At 29.9% G+C, this 15,753-nt stretch carries 14 protein-coding genes and 2 pseudogenes; 9 read left to right on the top strand and 7 right to left on the bottom strand.

All coding sequences use genetic code 11. The features are described from left to right. The first annotated feature begins 11 nt into the window (after positions 1-11). A complete protein-coding gene (gene recJ / locus C1715_RS13520; protein ID WP_102400997.1) occupies positions 12-1,772 on the top strand; it encodes a single-stranded-DNA-specific exonuclease RecJ in 1,761 nt (586 codons plus the stop codon). Positions 1,773-2,014: 242 nt separating this feature from the next. Here recJ and C1715_RS19500 read toward each other — a convergent pair whose 3' ends face one another. Further along, positions 2,015-2,173, bottom strand: coding sequence for a hypothetical protein (locus tag C1715_RS19500; protein ID WP_180964092.1), 159 nt, complete (start codon positions 2,171-2,173; stop codon positions 2,015-2,017). Between C1715_RS19500 and C1715_RS19835 the strand changes: the two genes are divergently transcribed. The 3 genes from C1715_RS19835 (at position 2,167) to C1715_RS19825 (ending at position 3,346) form a co-directional block, all read left to right on the top strand. Further along, entirely contained in the window at positions 2,167-2,637 is a 471-nt protein-coding gene (locus C1715_RS19835; RefSeq protein ID WP_242971959.1) for a hypothetical protein, read from the top strand. The two genes, C1715_RS19500 and C1715_RS19835, sit on opposite strands and share 7 nt — an antisense overlap. Further along, on the top strand, positions 2,634-2,783 hold the full coding sequence (locus tag C1715_RS19830; RefSeq protein WP_242971958.1) for a hypothetical protein: 150 nt from the start codon (positions 2,634-2,636) through the stop codon (positions 2,781-2,783). Before C1715_RS19835 ends, C1715_RS19830 begins: the two co-directional genes overlap by 4 nt. Positions 2,784-2,878: 95 nt before the next feature. Then, positions 2,879-3,346: a ThiF family adenylyltransferase gene (locus tag C1715_RS19825; RefSeq protein ID WP_242971957.1), complete on the top strand. Its 468-nt coding sequence runs from the start codon at positions 2,879-2,881 to the stop codon at positions 3,344-3,346. Positions 3,347-4,023: 677 nt separating this feature from the next. On the opposite strand, the gene C1715_RS13510 is transcribed toward C1715_RS19825, so the two are convergent. Then, entirely contained in the window at positions 4,024-5,331 is a 1,308-nt protein-coding gene (locus tag C1715_RS13510; protein WP_035287686.1) for an IS110 family RNA-guided transposase, read from the bottom strand. 373 nt (positions 5,332-5,704) lie between these two features. Here C1715_RS13510 and C1715_RS13505 point away from each other — a divergent pair, with 373 nt between their 5' ends. From C1715_RS13505 to C1715_RS13485, 5 genes are all read left to right on the top strand, one after another. Continuing rightward, positions 5,705-5,983 carry a hypothetical protein gene (locus tag C1715_RS13505; protein WP_102400996.1) on the top strand — a complete coding sequence of 93 codons (279 nt, stop codon included), beginning with the start codon at positions 5,705-5,707 and terminating at the stop codon, positions 5,981-5,983. Between the two features lie 147 nt (positions 5,984-6,130). Next, positions 6,131-7,357, top strand: a complete 1,227-nt coding sequence (locus C1715_RS13500; RefSeq protein WP_102400995.1) for an IS701 family transposase — start codon at positions 6,131-6,133, stop codon at positions 7,355-7,357. A 546-nt stretch (positions 7,358-7,903) separates the two neighbouring features. Next, positions 7,904-8,635, top strand: coding sequence for a YiiX/YebB-like N1pC/P60 family cysteine hydrolase (locus C1715_RS13495; RefSeq protein WP_102400994.1), 732 nt, complete (start codon positions 7,904-7,906; stop codon positions 8,633-8,635). Between the two features lie 245 nt (positions 8,636-8,880). Beyond that, positions 8,881-9,888 carry a hypothetical protein gene (locus tag C1715_RS13490; protein WP_102400993.1) on the top strand — a complete coding sequence of 336 codons (1,008 nt, stop codon included), beginning with the start codon at positions 8,881-8,883 and terminating at the stop codon, positions 9,886-9,888. 294 nt (positions 9,889-10,182) lie between these two features. Continuing rightward, positions 10,183-10,485 (top strand): transposase, encoded by a 303-nt coding sequence (locus C1715_RS13485; protein ID WP_102400992.1) that lies wholly within the window; start codon positions 10,183-10,185, stop codon positions 10,483-10,485. Between the two features lie 86 nt (positions 10,486-10,571). Here the strand turns inward: C1715_RS13485 and C1715_RS13480 are convergent. The 5 genes and pseudogenes from C1715_RS13480 to tnpC form a co-directional block, all read right to left on the bottom strand. Continuing rightward, positions 10,572-10,832, bottom strand: a pseudogene (locus C1715_RS13480) (transposase domain-containing protein); the annotation flags it as partial. 121 nt (positions 10,833-10,953) lie between these two features. Next, positions 10,954-12,003, bottom strand: a complete 1,050-nt coding sequence (locus C1715_RS13475; RefSeq protein ID WP_102400991.1) for a tyrosine-type recombinase/integrase — start codon at positions 12,001-12,003, stop codon at positions 10,954-10,956. Beyond that, positions 11,987-12,955: a tyrosine-type recombinase/integrase gene (locus C1715_RS13470; RefSeq protein ID WP_102400990.1), complete on the bottom strand. Its 969-nt coding sequence runs from the start codon at positions 12,953-12,955 to the stop codon at positions 11,987-11,989. Before C1715_RS13470 ends, C1715_RS13475 begins: the two co-directional genes overlap by 17 nt. Next, positions 12,952-13,818: pseudogene (locus C1715_RS19820) on the bottom strand (tyrosine-type recombinase/integrase). The gene C1715_RS13470 and the pseudogene C1715_RS19820 overlap by 4 nt, the downstream one beginning before the upstream one ends. A 504-nt stretch (positions 13,819-14,322) precedes the next feature. After that, entirely contained in the window at positions 14,323-15,723 is a 1,401-nt protein-coding gene (gene tnpC / locus C1715_RS13455; RefSeq protein WP_102400987.1) for an IS66 family transposase, read from the bottom strand. Positions 15,724-15,753 lie beyond the last annotated feature (30 nt).

Here is a 15,753-nt window from a genome sequence, read left to right as displayed (position 1 = left end):
GGGTAATTTATTTGAAAAAATGGTTCGTTAAAAATAAAAAGACTGATTACAAGAAAGTAGCTGAGAAGTTTGATATTAGTGAAGTAGTAGCTAAGATTCTTGTAAATAGGGATGTTATAGAGGAAGAGTCTATAAAAAGCTTTTTAAATCCTTGCTATGAAAATCTTCATAATCCTCGTGAAATGAAAGATTTAGTGAAAGGTGTCATGATTATGAAGCAAAAGATAGAAGAAGGTAAGAAAATCATGGTTGTAGGTGATTATGATGTAGATGGGGTTACCAGTTTAGTCCAATTATATACAGCCCTTAAAAGATGTGGTGCTAATGTAGTTTATGATATTCCAGACAGAATTAAAGATGGTTATGGAATAAACACTAACATTATTGACAAAGCCTATAATATAGGGGTGGATACAATAATCACGTGTGATAACGGGGCTTCAGCGATTTTAGCTATAGAATATAGCAAAAAATTAGGGCTAACTATTATAGTTACTGATCATCATGATATTCCTTTTATAGAAAAGGAAAATGGAGAAAGAGAATTTGTAAGATCTGAAGCTGATGCTATAATAAATCCTAAACAAAAAGACTGTAAATATAAATTTAAAGCATTATGTGGTGCAGGCGTAGCTTTTAAATTCATTGAAGTTCTATATGAAGAAATGGGTATAGACAAAAGTGAAGCATATAAATTAATTGAATATGTTGCTATTGCAACAGTATGTGATGTTGTGGATTTAGTAGACGAGAATAGAATATTTGTAAAAAATGGCTTAAAACTATTAAATGAAACATCTAATCTTGGTTTAACTGAATTAATTAAAGTAGCCGGCATTGAAAATAAGGAAATATCAGCCTATCATTTAGGTTTTGTTATAGGACCTTGTATAAATGCTTCGGGTAGACTTGATAATGCTAAAAAAGGAGTAAAGTTATTGCTGGCAGATAACCATACTGATGCAAAGAGCTTAGCTACAGAGTTACATAAACTTAATCAACAAAGAAAAGATATGACTCAAGAAGGTATAGAGAAAGCAATTGAGAGTATCGAATCTAATAATATGTCAAAGGATAAAGTATTGGTAGTCTATATTCCAAATACTCACGAAAGTATAGTAGGTATTGTAGCAGGTAGAATTAGAGAATATTATAATGTTCCAACAATAGTTCTTACACGAACTGATGAATGCATTAAAGGTTCTGGAAGGTCAATACAAGGTTACAATATGTTTGAAGAATTAAACAAGTGTAAAGAGCTCTTAGGACGTTTTGGTGGACATCCTATGGCAGCAGGATTATCTTTAGAAGAATGTAATATAGAACCATTAAGAAAAAAATTAAATGATCAGACAATTTTAACTGATGAAGACATAATTCCTAAGATATACCTTGATATGCAACTTCCTTTAGAAAAAATAGATTTTGACTTAATAGGTGACTTAAACATATTAGAACCATTTGGAAAAAATAATCCAAAACCATTGTTTGGTGAAAAGGAAGTTACTGTAGTAAAAGGAAGAATATTTGGTAAAACTAAAAATGTATTAAAATTAAAAATGTTGATGAGAAATGGAATATACATTGATGGCATATATTTTGGTGACATTGAAGAATTTGAGAAAATCATTATAGATAAATACGGAGCTGATGGATTGGATAGATTATATTTTGGACAAACCCGTATGACTCTTGATTTGGCATTTTATCCAAGTATTAATGAATTCAATGGGAAAGTAAGTATCCAAGTAGTGATAGAAAACTTCAGATAACAGTCTAACTGTAAGAGAGAATACAAAAAAAGTGTATAACAGCTTTTTTACTAAATAAAATCAAATGGTTAGAACAAAATAATTGCCTATAATCAATAAATAGTTGCTATATGTGATTAACAAAATAATGGAAATGTAAGAGTAATAGTAGCTTCATGTAAAGAAATTAAAAGAAATGAGGACAATCCTCCCCACTATAGAGCTGCTAATCTTTATAAAAAGGCTGTAGAAGATGATAACTTTTATTGCTTATCCGAATATCCATCTACAGATGAACCAAAGCCATTAACTTTTACATTAACTAAGAATGGACCGTTAAAGCAAGAAACAGAAAAAGTCACAGAAAAGAAAATGTCATTAGTATTAATTAGTACAGCTTCAATACCTAAAAGATATGGCAAATAAACCAAAAGCTATATCTGAACCATATAGCATAAGTGATGACTTTTCTAATTTTTACAATGGGTTGATATCTTGTTATAACGTTAATAATGTTAAGTTGTATGAAGATACAAGGGATTCTGTTATAGTAACATTAGAACTGAAAATAAACTTACATTGCAGAAGAACCACAATGGATGTAGATATTAAATTAGTTGAGCCTATTGATTTAATATGTTTTACAAGCGAAATAAGATATAAGGCACCTGTTGTTTTTTCTAGAAGATTAGACTCCCCTTCAGAGAAGTTACCACACACCGTAGCTTTGTGGAAGGGACCTACTTATATATGTTTGCATAGAGGTAGCATTGACGATTGGTATGTAGAACATTTAATTGAAGATTTTATTAATAGGATTCGTAATTGGTTTAGTGATGCTGCAAGTGGCAATCTAATAAGAACAGGGGATGATTTTGAGCTATGATTCTTTACGGAGAAACGGGGAATGCAGTATTTTCATATCATATGCTTACAGAGTTTATTGAAGCATACTGGCGTGAGAATAAAGGGAAAAGTGGCGTTGCTTATACTTTATGTTGCGTTAATAATAGAGAGGAATTCACTCTTTAGATATAGATAAAAATAGTTTTTCAGTTCAAATATTAGACATAGTTATTTGGAGTACAGAAAGCTCTCGCTATAGTGAATATTTTAGATTAATTACGATGGAACTAGAAGAACTATATGCGTTTAATGAAAAACTAGGTAATGAGTTTAAAAGGGCTTTAAAGATTCTTAAGGATAAAAATATACCAGATAAGTTTTTATTAATATCGGCAATAAATAGACCTACCAAGGTAATTGGATTTGATGAAAATGTTATTGCTAATACAACAAAGATAGAAGGAGATGGAAGGGCTTTAGCACTTAGTCATTTAGAACCACTAAGTAGAAGATTAGCTGCTGATATATCAACATTAGCATCTGAAAAAAATCCTAAAATATTATTTGTTGGTGTTGGTGCATTAGGCTCGAAGATGATATTTCATCTTGCAAGAAATGGATATACAAATATTACAATTATAGATAAGGATATATTATCACCTCATAATCTTGTAAGACATGCATTATTTTCTGATTCAATATCTAGAAATAAAGCGGAAGATATTGCAAATAAGCTTAATAAAATGTAGATTTTAGATAGAAATATACATTTTGAAGGTTTTACTGTATCATTTATCAATTATGTTGAAAATAATGATTTAAGGCAATATGATGTTTTAATTGATTGCTCTGCATCAAAGTCAGTTTTTTTGTTTCTTAGTAATTATACAAGGGAATTACCGTCAATAGTTATTAGAGCGAACTTGCTAATAAAGGTAAAATGGGTTAATTCTTAAAGAAGGGGTAAATAGAGTTCCAAAAGTTGATGATATCGAAGCTAGTTTATTTAATTATGCTCGTTCAAATAATGAGGTATCTGATTGGTTGAAAATATTTAAAACTCCACTAAGAGAGGTGTCCCACCTTTTTTTAGTGTACACAAATTTAATACTAGCACCTTACTGTCTATGAAAATTTGAAAATAAGGTGTTTTTCATTTTGTAAAATATAGGAAATATTTATAACGTTAAATATTTTAAATACATAAATGGTAAATATTGTGATATAATTATATTAACAAGCTTGTTAAAAATAGTAATTATTTAGGATGGCTGAATAGTTACAACTAAGAATTATTTTAGTCCAGCTAAGAAATGTCAATAAGAATTAAAAAAATAATTAATATTTTTATTATCTTAAAAAAGGGTAACCTTAATAAACTTTTGTTAGACTAACAAAAAACGGAAATTATATTTATGGAATTATACTACGCAGCGAAGCCGCATTTCGCTTTGAGATAATTCTTTTGGTGTTCTTCTGGTGTAATTATTTCAAATTCTTTCCCATCACGAAGAATGGCAAATAATATGTTACAAACTTTATGCATAACTGCCCCAAGAGCAATCATTTTAGGCTTACTTTGGCACTTTAAAAGATAGTATTCTCGAAGTACTTGATTTTTGGCGGAGCCATCTTTGTTTTTGCTTATGCTGATTAATGCCATAGTGTGAATTACTCTTCTGGCAATTCGAGAGCCTCGCTTTGACATACTGATTTTTGTGCCATTAAAGTTGCCAGATTGCTTTACTGCTGGATCTAAACCAAAATAAGCAAAAAGCTGTTTTGGTGAGTTGAACGCAGAGAAATCTCCGATTTCTCCCATGAGGCTTACAGCAGAAAGAAAACCTGCACCTTTAAATGTTTCAATCAAGTGAATTTGCTTTACAAAATCAGTATTTTCATTTTCATCAACAAGCTTATGCATTTCAGAGAGTATAGAAGAAATCTCTTCATCATACTTTCGAATAAAGCTTATGTATAATCTAATACGCTTAAAATTACTACTTACAGAATAACCGAAGGTCTTTGCATCATTGGCAGCCTTTATAATGGCATTATACTTATTATTAGCATATGTAAGCCCAAAACGAGCTGTAGATCTTATAGAATCAATAATCTCTTCTTTGGAAGCATTTAAAAATGCATCTGGAGATGTGTATGTTTCTAATAAGGTTAATGATGTATTAGTAGTTATTTTTGAAAAAATTTTAAGGTATTCTGGAAATACCATCCGAAGTTCACTTTGAAGTTTGTTCACATAAGCAGAACGGTTGTCCATCAAATCATAATACTCTCTTGAAAGATTTCTTAAATCAAGAGCAAGATCTGATGGCATAAGAGATACTTTTAAATCTGGCTTTAAGCCTATTAAGGCAGCTTTTTTTGAATCAAATCTGTCATTATGCACTTTTCTAATGTTAATGTTTGTGCTATTCTTAGTGATGATAGGATTAATTAGGTTAACATTAAATCCAGTATCACGAAGATAGCAGAAGAGTGGGTAATGATAAATTCCCGTGGATTCTAGGAAAATGCGACTTTCCAAAGAATACAACTCTTCTGCTTCTTTTATTTTAGAAACAGCGAGTTCAAGGGAATCAATGTTTGAATGTAGTATTTTAAAAGGCTTTCCAACAAAGGTCTGGTTAGGAAGTGCGATAGACATCCAACTGAAATCTGCACCAACATCAATACCGACCGAGATAAATAAATTTTTAAATAAAATGTTTGACATGAGCAAAAGCTCCTTTCCGATAGGAATCCATTTCCATCTAATGAGTACACAACCTTGCGAGTTATACAGGTATAGCCTGAGGCTCCCAACCAGCCGAATCATAAAACCTCATTGAATGGACTAATTGACTAAATCACGGGTATGAGTCAGCAGATACTGACTTCCCAAGGAGGAAAACATTATTTGTCCTATCCTTGAAGATTATACTTTATGAAAAGTCTGGAGTCTATATAGGAACCGTCAAGCATGATAATTAACTAAGATAACATCTGATGAAGGAAGAAATCCTTCTTCTGTTATCTATTATAGAAACAATTAAATTGAGATGAGTAGTCTTAATGACTACATCATTATTATACAAGGAGGAATCTGAATGAGTAGTCCTTTTATGTCTCTAATAATATTATTATTAAGTACAATACTATGCGTATTGGTAAACAAAGGTAAAAAGCTTAAATTAATTTTCACTATTGATTTTATAACTATATTGTCTTTATTAGTTTTATTTATTGTGTTTTGGCTTAATCTAAACAATGTTAACGAACCTAAATTTGTGACATTTTGGTCATATACCTTGATTGTAGCTTTAATAATAAATATACTAATAAAACTAAAGATATCCATAAACTTCATTAAGAAATTAAAAGATTAAATAATACTGTACATTTAATTAGGTACTTTAATTCTGCAAAATAAAAAACTCAACTGGTAATACTACCAAAAAATAAATATGGCACACTGATGCTTTACGTGATATATAAAAGTTACCACACAATTAAAAGCACGGGAGGTTATCAGTATGCCAAATAAAATTACTAATCATATTGTATCCATTGATGATAAAATTTACAACTACTTAAATGATGTAAACTATGGAATGAATAAACCACAAGTTCATCATCTAACCACCATTATAAATGGATTAATAAATTTATCTGGCACAAAATCTTTATATAAAATTTCAAAAAATATATTGACCGCTAAAAGTAGCAGCTCTATATATAGATTTTTAAGTCGCTCAAAATGGGACGATAGTCTCATCGATAGAAACCGAATTAATTATTTAAAGCTACATTTTGATAAGCTTGTAAAACCTAAATCCGTAGGATTTTTAGTTATAGATGATACTGTAAATCCTAAAGTACAAGCAAAGAAAATGCAGGGGTTAAGCTATAATCACTCCCATACGGAAGGTAAGAATCTTTGGTCTCACTGTGTGGTTACTTCTAATTTTGTTGTAGGAGATATATCTATCCCCTTAAACTATAAACCTTACTTTAGTAAAGAAAATTGCTTGGAATATAACAAATCCTTCATGGGTAAATATAATATAGCTGTGGATTTTATAGCTTTTTTTGAAAAACCATCTAATTGTGATAAGATATATTGCCTCGTTGATAGTTGGTATACTAGCCAAAAGCTTGTAGATAGCAGTCTAATGCAAGGATTTCATCTAATTGGTGCTTTGAAGTCCAATAGAAAGATATCTCCGTTAGGAATTACAATGCAGCTTAAAGAATTTGTAAAATATATTAATCCCTCTACCTTAGATGTAGTTACTGTCAAAGGTAAAGAGTATAGAGTATATAAATACGAAGGTAAAGTTTCAAAAGTTGAAAATGCATTAGTTTTAATATGCTATGAAGCTAATGGTGAAAGCTTTAAATCACCTGTATACTTTATGTCAACGGACATAGAACTTGATGTTCAAACTATAATAGAATACTATCAAAATAGATGGTGTATTGAAACTAACTATAAATATCTTAAAAATCATTTAGGTTTTGATGAATATAAGGTTCAAAGTATACTCTCTATCGGGAGATATTTCTTGCTTGTATTTTTATCAATCAATTTTTTAGAGTTGTATAGGTTATATCATCTTAATGAAGTAGAAACATTAGGTGATACTATTGAAGTAATGCAAAGCCTATCGGCTAAAGAATTAGTGTACCTCGTATATAAAAAAGCTAAAGACAATATTCCTATAGAGATAATACTAGGTGAACTAAAACTAGCTTCTTAAAAAAATTAATTGTATTGATGTAGGATAAGTCTAAGCTTAGTTACTGGATTAAAATTACCTAAAATAAATTTATAACCATAATTGGTAATTGGACTTTTAAAATTGCAGAACATAAGTTAGGTACTAAAATTAATTTTGATTTGAATTTTTTAAATTTAATTTATACTAAGTTAAGTTTATTAAAATGGAGTTTCGAATTTATTTGGTTAAAATAAACTAATAAAGAATGTAGTATTTTTATAATATAGAACATTTCTATATATTCAAAAACTGTATTCTCTCTTTTTTTTATTTTGAAATTTCTTGTTTATCAAGAGTTCGTTTTAAAATGATTTATAAAAGTATAATAAATATTGTACTGAATATAAATAAGGCAGAATATTATTTGTTTATTACTCATTTTATAAATTATAGTTCTTATTCACTTGAATATTGAAAAGTTATACTTAGATTCAAAAACAGACCTATATAAAAGATACATTTACTTTTTAAAACAATTGTAATATAATATAATTATAATATAAATTTTGGGAGGGTTGGTATAAAATGAAAGGTAAATTTGCCAAAGCTTTAGTTTGTTTAAGCATTACCTTGACAACTTTAGGAGTAACGTCTAACGTTAATGCACTAGCATTAAATACTTCAAATTTAAAAGAATCTCAACAACTAGAACTTCAAAGAAATAAAGAAGAAGCTAAAAACATAATTGAAAATTGGGACAAAATAAAAGTTAATGTTACACCTGAACAGGAAAATCAAATTATAAAAGAAAAGAGCATGTATTTAGAAAAACTCACAAAAAATTCATATGATTCAAAATTGGCAACTTCTAGGGCAGCTGCAATTACATCTTCTACGTCTATAGGTAGCTATGGTGATGTATTAATAACACCTGTATCTTGGGCAAGCGGTGGAAGTTTAACAGGACATGCAGGTCTTGTTGACTGGAATTCAGATTATACTGTAGAAAGCTATCCTAGTGATGGGGTTCAACGTCGTGTAAATGATTGGCGAACTAGATACACAAAAATTGTTGTAGGTCATGTTGGAAGTGCTATGAACATGACAGATGCAATTAACTATGCTACTTCTAAAATTAATTATGGGTACAACGCTCAATTTGCAAACAAATGGAGAACTGATAAATTTTACTGTTCTCAACTTGTATGGAGAGCTTATATAGATCAAGGTATAGATTTAGATAAAGATGGCGGTAATGCAGTATTTCCTACTGATTTAATTGATAATGATTTAACCATTTTCTATAAAAGTTATTAATTTAATCTCTTGTTCTAGTAAATTATGTTAAAATAATTTGCATGTAGAAAATTCTCAACATAATTGAAGTAATGATAATTTTATAATCCAATTACTTGGATTAATAATCTAAATAATTAAAATATAGGAGATTAATTTAATGTTGTAAAGGTTAAAGCTCTAGTATAAACTACTAGAGCTTTAATTTTTACAATATAATTAAAGTACCACTATAAACTATTTTATATTAGAAAGAGAGTGATAATATGAAAAAAAAATTAGGTATAATTACAATAATAATATTTTTAACATCTTTAATGATTTATTTTTTAAATATTAATGTGAATAAGCCAGTACTTGGAATATTATTTTCAGATGGTTCATCAAGCAAAAGTGAAATAGTACTTTTTAATAAAAAAATAAAAGCTAAAAAAATAATTAAATTAGATATTGCCGATGCCCCAATGTTAGCGATGCAAGGAAAGTCTATGATTATTCCCACCTCTATTAGTAATAAGCTACTTTCTGTAAATGAACAATTTAAAATATCAGAATCAATAACTGATGATGGAGCTACTTTTATTAAATTACATGATAATTGTCGATTAATGCTATTTAACCTTCCTAAAGGAAACATTAACAGAATACAATTTGTTCATAAAGATAATACTAAAACAGTTGATATTAAAAATTCTTTTTTATTATGTGGAGATTTCGATGAGAGATTTATTTATGTATTAGGAGCTAAATTCGATAATAAATTTGGCGAAACTTTTTTATTTATAATAGACAGATCTAATTTTAGTATAGTAAAAGAAAAAAAATTACCAAGTAATATGAGAGTATTATCTTCTGAAATAGTAGATAATAAACTTTTTATTGGAATAGATGCCAAGGTAAATTATTTTATTTATTATGATATAAAAAATAACTCATTTTCAACAATTAAATTTAATAATCTTATAAAAAATCGAATTGATGTTTGCAAAATTCTTTACAATGATTCAGATATATTTTTTATTTCCATTACAGGAGATATTGTTAAACTTAACAGAAAAACTCTTGAAATAAATAAGGTAGTCACACTTAAAGATAGGATTATTATTGATGGACAAATAATAGATAATAAACTTTATTTAATTAGCATAACTCAACCTAATAGCATTATAACAAAAGTTGATGTGTTAAATACACAAACACTAAATAGACTTGAACAGAATACAATATTGTCAAAAAATAATATAATGCCTAGATATATATTTGAATATAAGTAATGCTATAGATAATATTATTTTTAGTGATTTAGCAAGTGCAATAACTTGGTGTTGAAAGTACACTGTGCTCTTGATAGCAGGAATCTCTAGTAAAAGACAAGTGCGTTTCACGAATTCTCCATTTCATTTTGGACAATTTTTAATTAATTCTCCTATTTTTTTATAATTGAGTAAATTTCATATTTTATAATCATTGATTTTACTAACTTTTTTATTATTCAAAAAGGAAATTCACCCCAAAAGTCGAATATTTAAGTAGCACCCAAAATAAACAACAAAGAGGAGTGAATACTTATGTATATTCGACAAGAGTGCTTATTTTCCTTTGAAGAAATAATGAAATTTCAGCCTAAAACTAGGCTTGAATTAATTCTAGCTCAACTAGATTTTTCAAATGTATTAAATGGTTTAGCCCAGTTACACGCTACGCGTGGCCCGAAAGGGCATAATGAGCTAGCACTATTGTATGCTTTAGTTGCCATGCAAGTTGAAAAAATTAAATACTTTAATAAGTTAGTCGATAGACTTGCGACTAATCCTGTACTTAGGTACAATTGCGGTTTTAACCTCTTAGAAAAAACACCTTCAGCGTCGTAAGCGTCAAAGTTTTAGCACCTTTTATAATTCCAAGAATAGTATTAAAATATCCTAGTAAGGCAAGAATATGCTTTACTAGGATTAATTTATTTCTTATCTTTAATTTTCATATTTTCAGGAATCTTATTACTCCAAGGCATAAGATTCTCTAAGCTTTCGCTATCGGATATATCTATCTTTAATAGATTATCAAATAAATATACTAAGTACCTTTCTACAACTAGTTTATTAGCCTTGGCAGTTTCAACAATACTATAAATATTGCTACTTGCAGTTGCACCTTTAGCGGTGTTTGCAAAAAGGAAATTTTTTCTACCTATTACAAAAGGTTTGATAGCTCTTTCCGCAGCTTATTCTTATGTTTTAATAAGCTGCTTTATTCTTATCAATAAATTATTCTGAGCATCACCAGAAAGTGGCATAAATTGCACGGTTTTATCTTAAAATGCTCAGAATAATTCTTTTAATCTATTTTAATCCGTATAACTTAGCAAGTGTTTCTTCATCAGCTTGTTTCCATTTCTTTTCTTTAGAATGCAATGGATTTTGTTTCTGCAAAGAGTCCTCCATATCACGAAAAGCTTCATTTACCATTTCTGCATCTGTTTCTGCATAGATTTCTGTTGTCTCTAGTGATTCATGATCAAGTAGTTTTGCAATAACTGGCAAAGGAAACCCCATTCTGTATAAATGGGCACCATAACTGTGCCTAAAAAGATGAGGATGTACACTTTCAGGAACCTGTGAACAAATCTTACGAGCAGATTCTCCATATTTCTTTATAAAGCGTTCCGCATTTGCCACTGACATGCAATCTTTATTTTCTTTAATAATGGTATAAAAAAGATAGTCATCAGGCAATCTTAGTGGATGATAAAGTTGGAGATAATAATCTAAATTTTCTACTGTGATATCGATCAGTGGAACGCATCTTGGTTTGTTTCCTTTGCCCACAATTCTAACAAAAGGATCATTTGTAGCAAGTTCAAAATCTTTAAGCTTTACTTTAAGAGCTTCAGAAACCCTTACACCTGTTCCATATAAAAATATCATAAAAAATCTGTCACGTATTCCTATTTTTGTCCTTGGTGGCTGTTCAAGAATAACTTTGATGGCATCTCTTGTCATCCAGTTACCTTTTTTAGCCCGTACAGTTGCATGTTTCATTTTTGATATTAGAATATATTGTGGTGCCAGAGATATGTCTTTGGCAGAACAGTATTGCATATATTGTTTTATGGTAGTAAGTCTATGGTTACGTGTTGAAATGCTACACTTTTTTTTATCAACTAGCCACGTTAAGTACTCTTTTATCATTTCAGAAGTAACCATTTTAAATGTGAGTTTATCAACACCTTTTCCATATGCTTCTTTAGTGAATTTTCTAAAACTGTTTAGTCCCTGCTTATAGGATGTTACGGTATTATCAGATTTATATTCATGCTCCTTAAGATGAAGGAATAAGAAATTACTTACATAACTAAAAAACATTTTTTGCTGTTTAATATTCTTCGACATATGTCACACCATTGAGGATATCCTCATATCCTTTCGCCATTTTTCTAATTTCTGGAACAAGGGTTACTACCATGTGCAGATAATACATAGTGTTCTGCGGACAGGAGTGCCCCATATATCGGCTCAAATAACGAATCATAATATCAAAATCTTCTCCTTCAGAGATGCACTTTCTCATGCTATTCACAGCAAAAGTATGTCTAAGTCTATGACAGGTTGGCTTCTTGCTTGTCTTTCCGTAAAATGATGTTTTATTAAGTATGCTATCAAACAGTTTACAGATTAATATGTTAGTATAGCAATCAGACCTAGAAGATGGAAAAAAATATTTACGTTTTGGATTCAACATATCCATGACTAAATTATACTTTCTGCAAAGATTTATCAAATCGTCTGACATGTATACCATACGATTTTTATGACCTTTTGATTCATAGATTTTTATTATGCCCTCCTGAAGGTTTACATCACAGCATTTGAGATTGCAAGCTTCGGAGTTTCTTAATCCACAGCAGTAAATCATTCTGAAAATCACTGATGCTACTAGATGTCTATAAGGAGGATATTTAACTGCTTTAAAAGCATCACAGAGTTGAAAAAATTCCACCAATTGAACGTCTGTAAAAATATGTGGTTCCTTAGGTTTTACTTTTTTAATCCTGTTTTTAGCAATATATGTTTCACTTTTAAGTGGTAACATATAATTTCCAAGATGCATCATTGTACGAAATCTCTTTTGCATTTCCTGCACAGATTTTGATTTGGTATAATATACCCAGGCTTCCACTAACTCTTTATCAAGTGAAACCTTATTTGGAAAGTACTCCATACAAAAACTATCAAATTCAATAAGGTGCTTATCCATATATTTTAAAGAAAATCCAGAGTTATGTTTTTCCTTTACCATACCTTCTATATATCCTGCAAAGTTACTTGAAAAATTTTTGATCATAACAGCTCCTCCCTCCTACATTCAATACCACAAAGATTTAAAGCACATTTACGCATCCTTTTTGAATCTGTAGAAAGGTAAACATCTGCCGATGCTGGATCTATATGACCAAGTGACGCAGAAATAACACTTGAAGGTACATTGTTCTCAAATAGTTTTGTTGCTGCTGTCCTCCTCAATATATGAAATCCCTTTTCGGGACAATCATTTGAGTCAAATTCCGAAAGATATTTTAGTGATATTTTACTGGCAGAAGATGGTTTAATTGCTTTATAAGGTGCATAGCCTCTTAAAAATATCTCATCTACATTAGAATCCTCTCATGAATCAAGAATATAAGCCATTATTGCATTGCCTACATCCGTAAGAAGTGGAAGTGTTACTGGCACTTTCGTTTTTTGCTGTATAAATGTTATTGTATCATTTTGCCAGTTGATGTTACTAAACTTTAAATTCACTATATCAGAACGTCGTATTCCAAGACGCAATGCCAAAAGGAGCATTGCCTGATCTCTTTTTCCTAAGGGTTCCGAGAACTTATCAGCAGAAATAAGTTTTTCCTCAGCTTTATGTGATATCGTTGTTACTATTGAAACCTGTTTTGCAAAAACTTTAGGAATTGCGAGATGTAGATGTTCATTATAAGTAATTTGTCTATCCTCAAGGAAGATTAGTAATTTTTTTAGCTTATATGCATATGCTTGAACACCCATTGATTTTCTGCCTATGAATGCATCTTGTCCAAAAAAGTCTGATACATTTTTAGATGTAAGATTGCTTATACTGTAGATATTCATACTTTCAAGGTAATGAAAAAACATACTTGCTACTCTGGTAGCAAAAGTTATGGTGGCTATCGCCATGCCTTGCATGGCAAGATACTGTTTATACTGTTCTAATAAACTAGCATAATACTCAGTGGTTGGCCTTTCGGCTGTCTTTATAGGATATACTTTCCATTCGTTTAGTTTTCCACTCTGTAGGTCAAGTAAAAGTAATAAAGACCTCCTATATGACAGATACAAATTTCGTTCACTACGTGTTCCTTCTTTAAGACTTTCAAATTGAGAAAGCCATTGATTGCCACTTTCATCAGAGAATTCAAGGTTATTCTCTTTTAAAAAAGTTTCGATTAGCCTGCAAGAGCGGTTAAAGCTTTTAATTACACTTCGACTTTTAATACCGAATGTTCTAATTTTTGAAAGAGTTGTTTTTGATAGTTCACTAAAATTATTCATTTATTTCACCTCTGATATATTATTGCCCATAACTGGTTATATTAATATCAGAGAAAATAAAAAATTATTCTGAGCATTTTAGAATAAAACTAAGTAATTACGCAGTCTTCTTGTTAAAGTCAGAATAATTTATTGATAAGAATAACGCAGCTTATTATCAACTTCTAAAGAGCCATCTAATAATACATTTTTTAATCCTGGTAAATGCTTTTTAGCATACTCAAGTGCCTTACCTAACGGACTTCTTGGAAGAGCATCTTTTATTTCTCTTTCAACATAATCAATAAAGTTATCTATAATTGGAGCTAGTTTCTCAGTTCTTATTTTAAATCTAATATCATAATAATTTTCATCACTTGAATAAGATTCTCTAAGTTCTTTTTCAAGTTTATAAATTTGATCACAATAATTAAACCCTATTAATCCTCTAGAATTTTTTAGAGCTTCTTCATCTAAATCTACTATTATATTATGAAAGTATCTTCTTATATGAGCTAAACAATATACCCTTGTAGCTCCGCTGACGGAATTGTATCCAGTATATCCATCCGTTTGGAGAAACCCTTTAAAATTTCCTAAGAAACTTTTAGGGCAAGAGCTTGATCTAGTGCTTTGGTAATCATATAAGATCACAGGCTTAGAGTTAGTATTACTCATATATAACCACATGTACTTTTTAGATTTAGAATCTTTGCCATTATCATTAATTACTTTAAGAGTAGTTTCATCAGCATGAATGTAATTACGGCTAAGCAATTCTTTTTTCATATGTCTATATATAGGTTCCAGAGCTGTCGCTGCAGACATAGTCCAATTGCATAGAGTTTGCCTTGAAAGAGTAGCACCCATCATATCAAAGTAAGTTTCTTGCCTATATAGTGGCATTGCATGTTGATATTTAAGTATTAGAGTATGTGCAATTAACTCATTTGAGGCCATGCTATTATAAAAAATTGTTTTAGGGGCTTCTGGTGAAACTATTTTACTTTCACCAGTGGCTCTTTCGCATGTTTTACAAGCGTAGCTATAAATAACATGCTCCTCAATTATTAATTTAGCAGGAATGTATTTAACAATCTCTTTTCTAGATTTAACTCCGATAGGAGTAAGCTCTTCACCACATTCCTTGCAGTTAAGATCCTCACCTTCTAATTTATGTTCAACAACAACTCTTTCTAAATTAGCTAAATTGTCTTTCTTTCCAGTATAATTGCTTTTCTTAGCTCTTTTATATGTAATTTCCTCTAAAGTAGGTTCTTCTACCTTTGAATCACTATGTTTTTCAGCCTCGTTAAAAAAAGATAATTGATTAACATCTATTTGTTCACTGGATGCTCCAAATATCTTTCTATTTCTATTAGATATAACACCTTTTAAGAATTCTAATTCATTTTTAAGTTTTCTTATTTCTTCATCTTTTGAGCTTAATTCTTTATCTTTTTCATTAATTTCATTTTCCATTTTTTCAACTTTTTCAATTAATGCTTTTGTATTTTCATCAAGCTCATTAGTTAAAATTTGGTAACTCATAATTACCTCGTTAGTTTTATTTGATACCGT

The sequence above is a fragment of the Haloimpatiens massiliensis genome, assembly GCF_900184255.1.
In the GTDB taxonomy this organism is placed as follows: domain Bacteria; phylum Bacillota; class Clostridia; order Clostridiales; family Clostridiaceae; genus Haloimpatiens; species Haloimpatiens massiliensis.
This window is presented reverse-complemented; position numbering and strand designations above follow the sequence as displayed.

Bases quoted from the DNA above. Each gene is read 5' to 3' on its own strand.
- C1715_RS19835 (WP_242971959.1), top strand. From the start codon at position 2,167: ATGGCAAATAAACCAAAAGCTATATCTGAACCATATAGCATAAGTGAT.
- C1715_RS19830 (WP_242971958.1), top strand. From the start codon at position 2,634: ATGATTCTTTACGGAGAAACGGGGAATGCAGTATTTTCATATCATATG.
- C1715_RS19825 (WP_242971957.1), top strand. From the start codon at position 2,879: ATGGAACTAGAAGAACTATATGCGTTTAATGAAAAACTAGGTAATGAG.
- C1715_RS13510 (WP_035287686.1), bottom strand. From the start codon at position 5,331: ATGTCAAACATTTTATTTAAAAATTTATTTATCTCGGTCGGTATTGAT.
- C1715_RS13505 (WP_102400996.1), top strand. From the start codon at position 5,705: ATGAGTAGTCCTTTTATGTCTCTAATAATATTATTATTAAGTACAATA.
- C1715_RS13500 (WP_102400995.1), top strand. From the start codon at position 6,131: ATGCCAAATAAAATTACTAATCATATTGTATCCATTGATGATAAAATT.
- C1715_RS13495 (WP_102400994.1), top strand. From the start codon at position 7,904: ATGAAAGGTAAATTTGCCAAAGCTTTAGTTTGTTTAAGCATTACCTTG.
- C1715_RS13490 (WP_102400993.1), top strand. From the start codon at position 8,881: ATGAAAAAAAAATTAGGTATAATTACAATAATAATATTTTTAACATCT.
- C1715_RS13485 (WP_102400992.1), top strand. From the start codon at position 10,183: ATGTATATTCGACAAGAGTGCTTATTTTCCTTTGAAGAAATAATGAAA.
- C1715_RS13475 (WP_102400991.1), bottom strand. From the start codon at position 12,003: ATGTCGAAGAATATTAAACAGCAAAAAATGTTTTTTAGTTATGTAAGT.
- C1715_RS13470 (WP_102400990.1), bottom strand. From the start codon at position 12,955: ATGATCAAAAATTTTTCAAGTAACTTTGCAGGATATATAGAAGGTATG.
- tnpC (WP_102400987.1), bottom strand. From the start codon at position 15,723: ATGAGTTACCAAATTTTAACTAATGAGCTTGATGAAAATACAAAAGCA.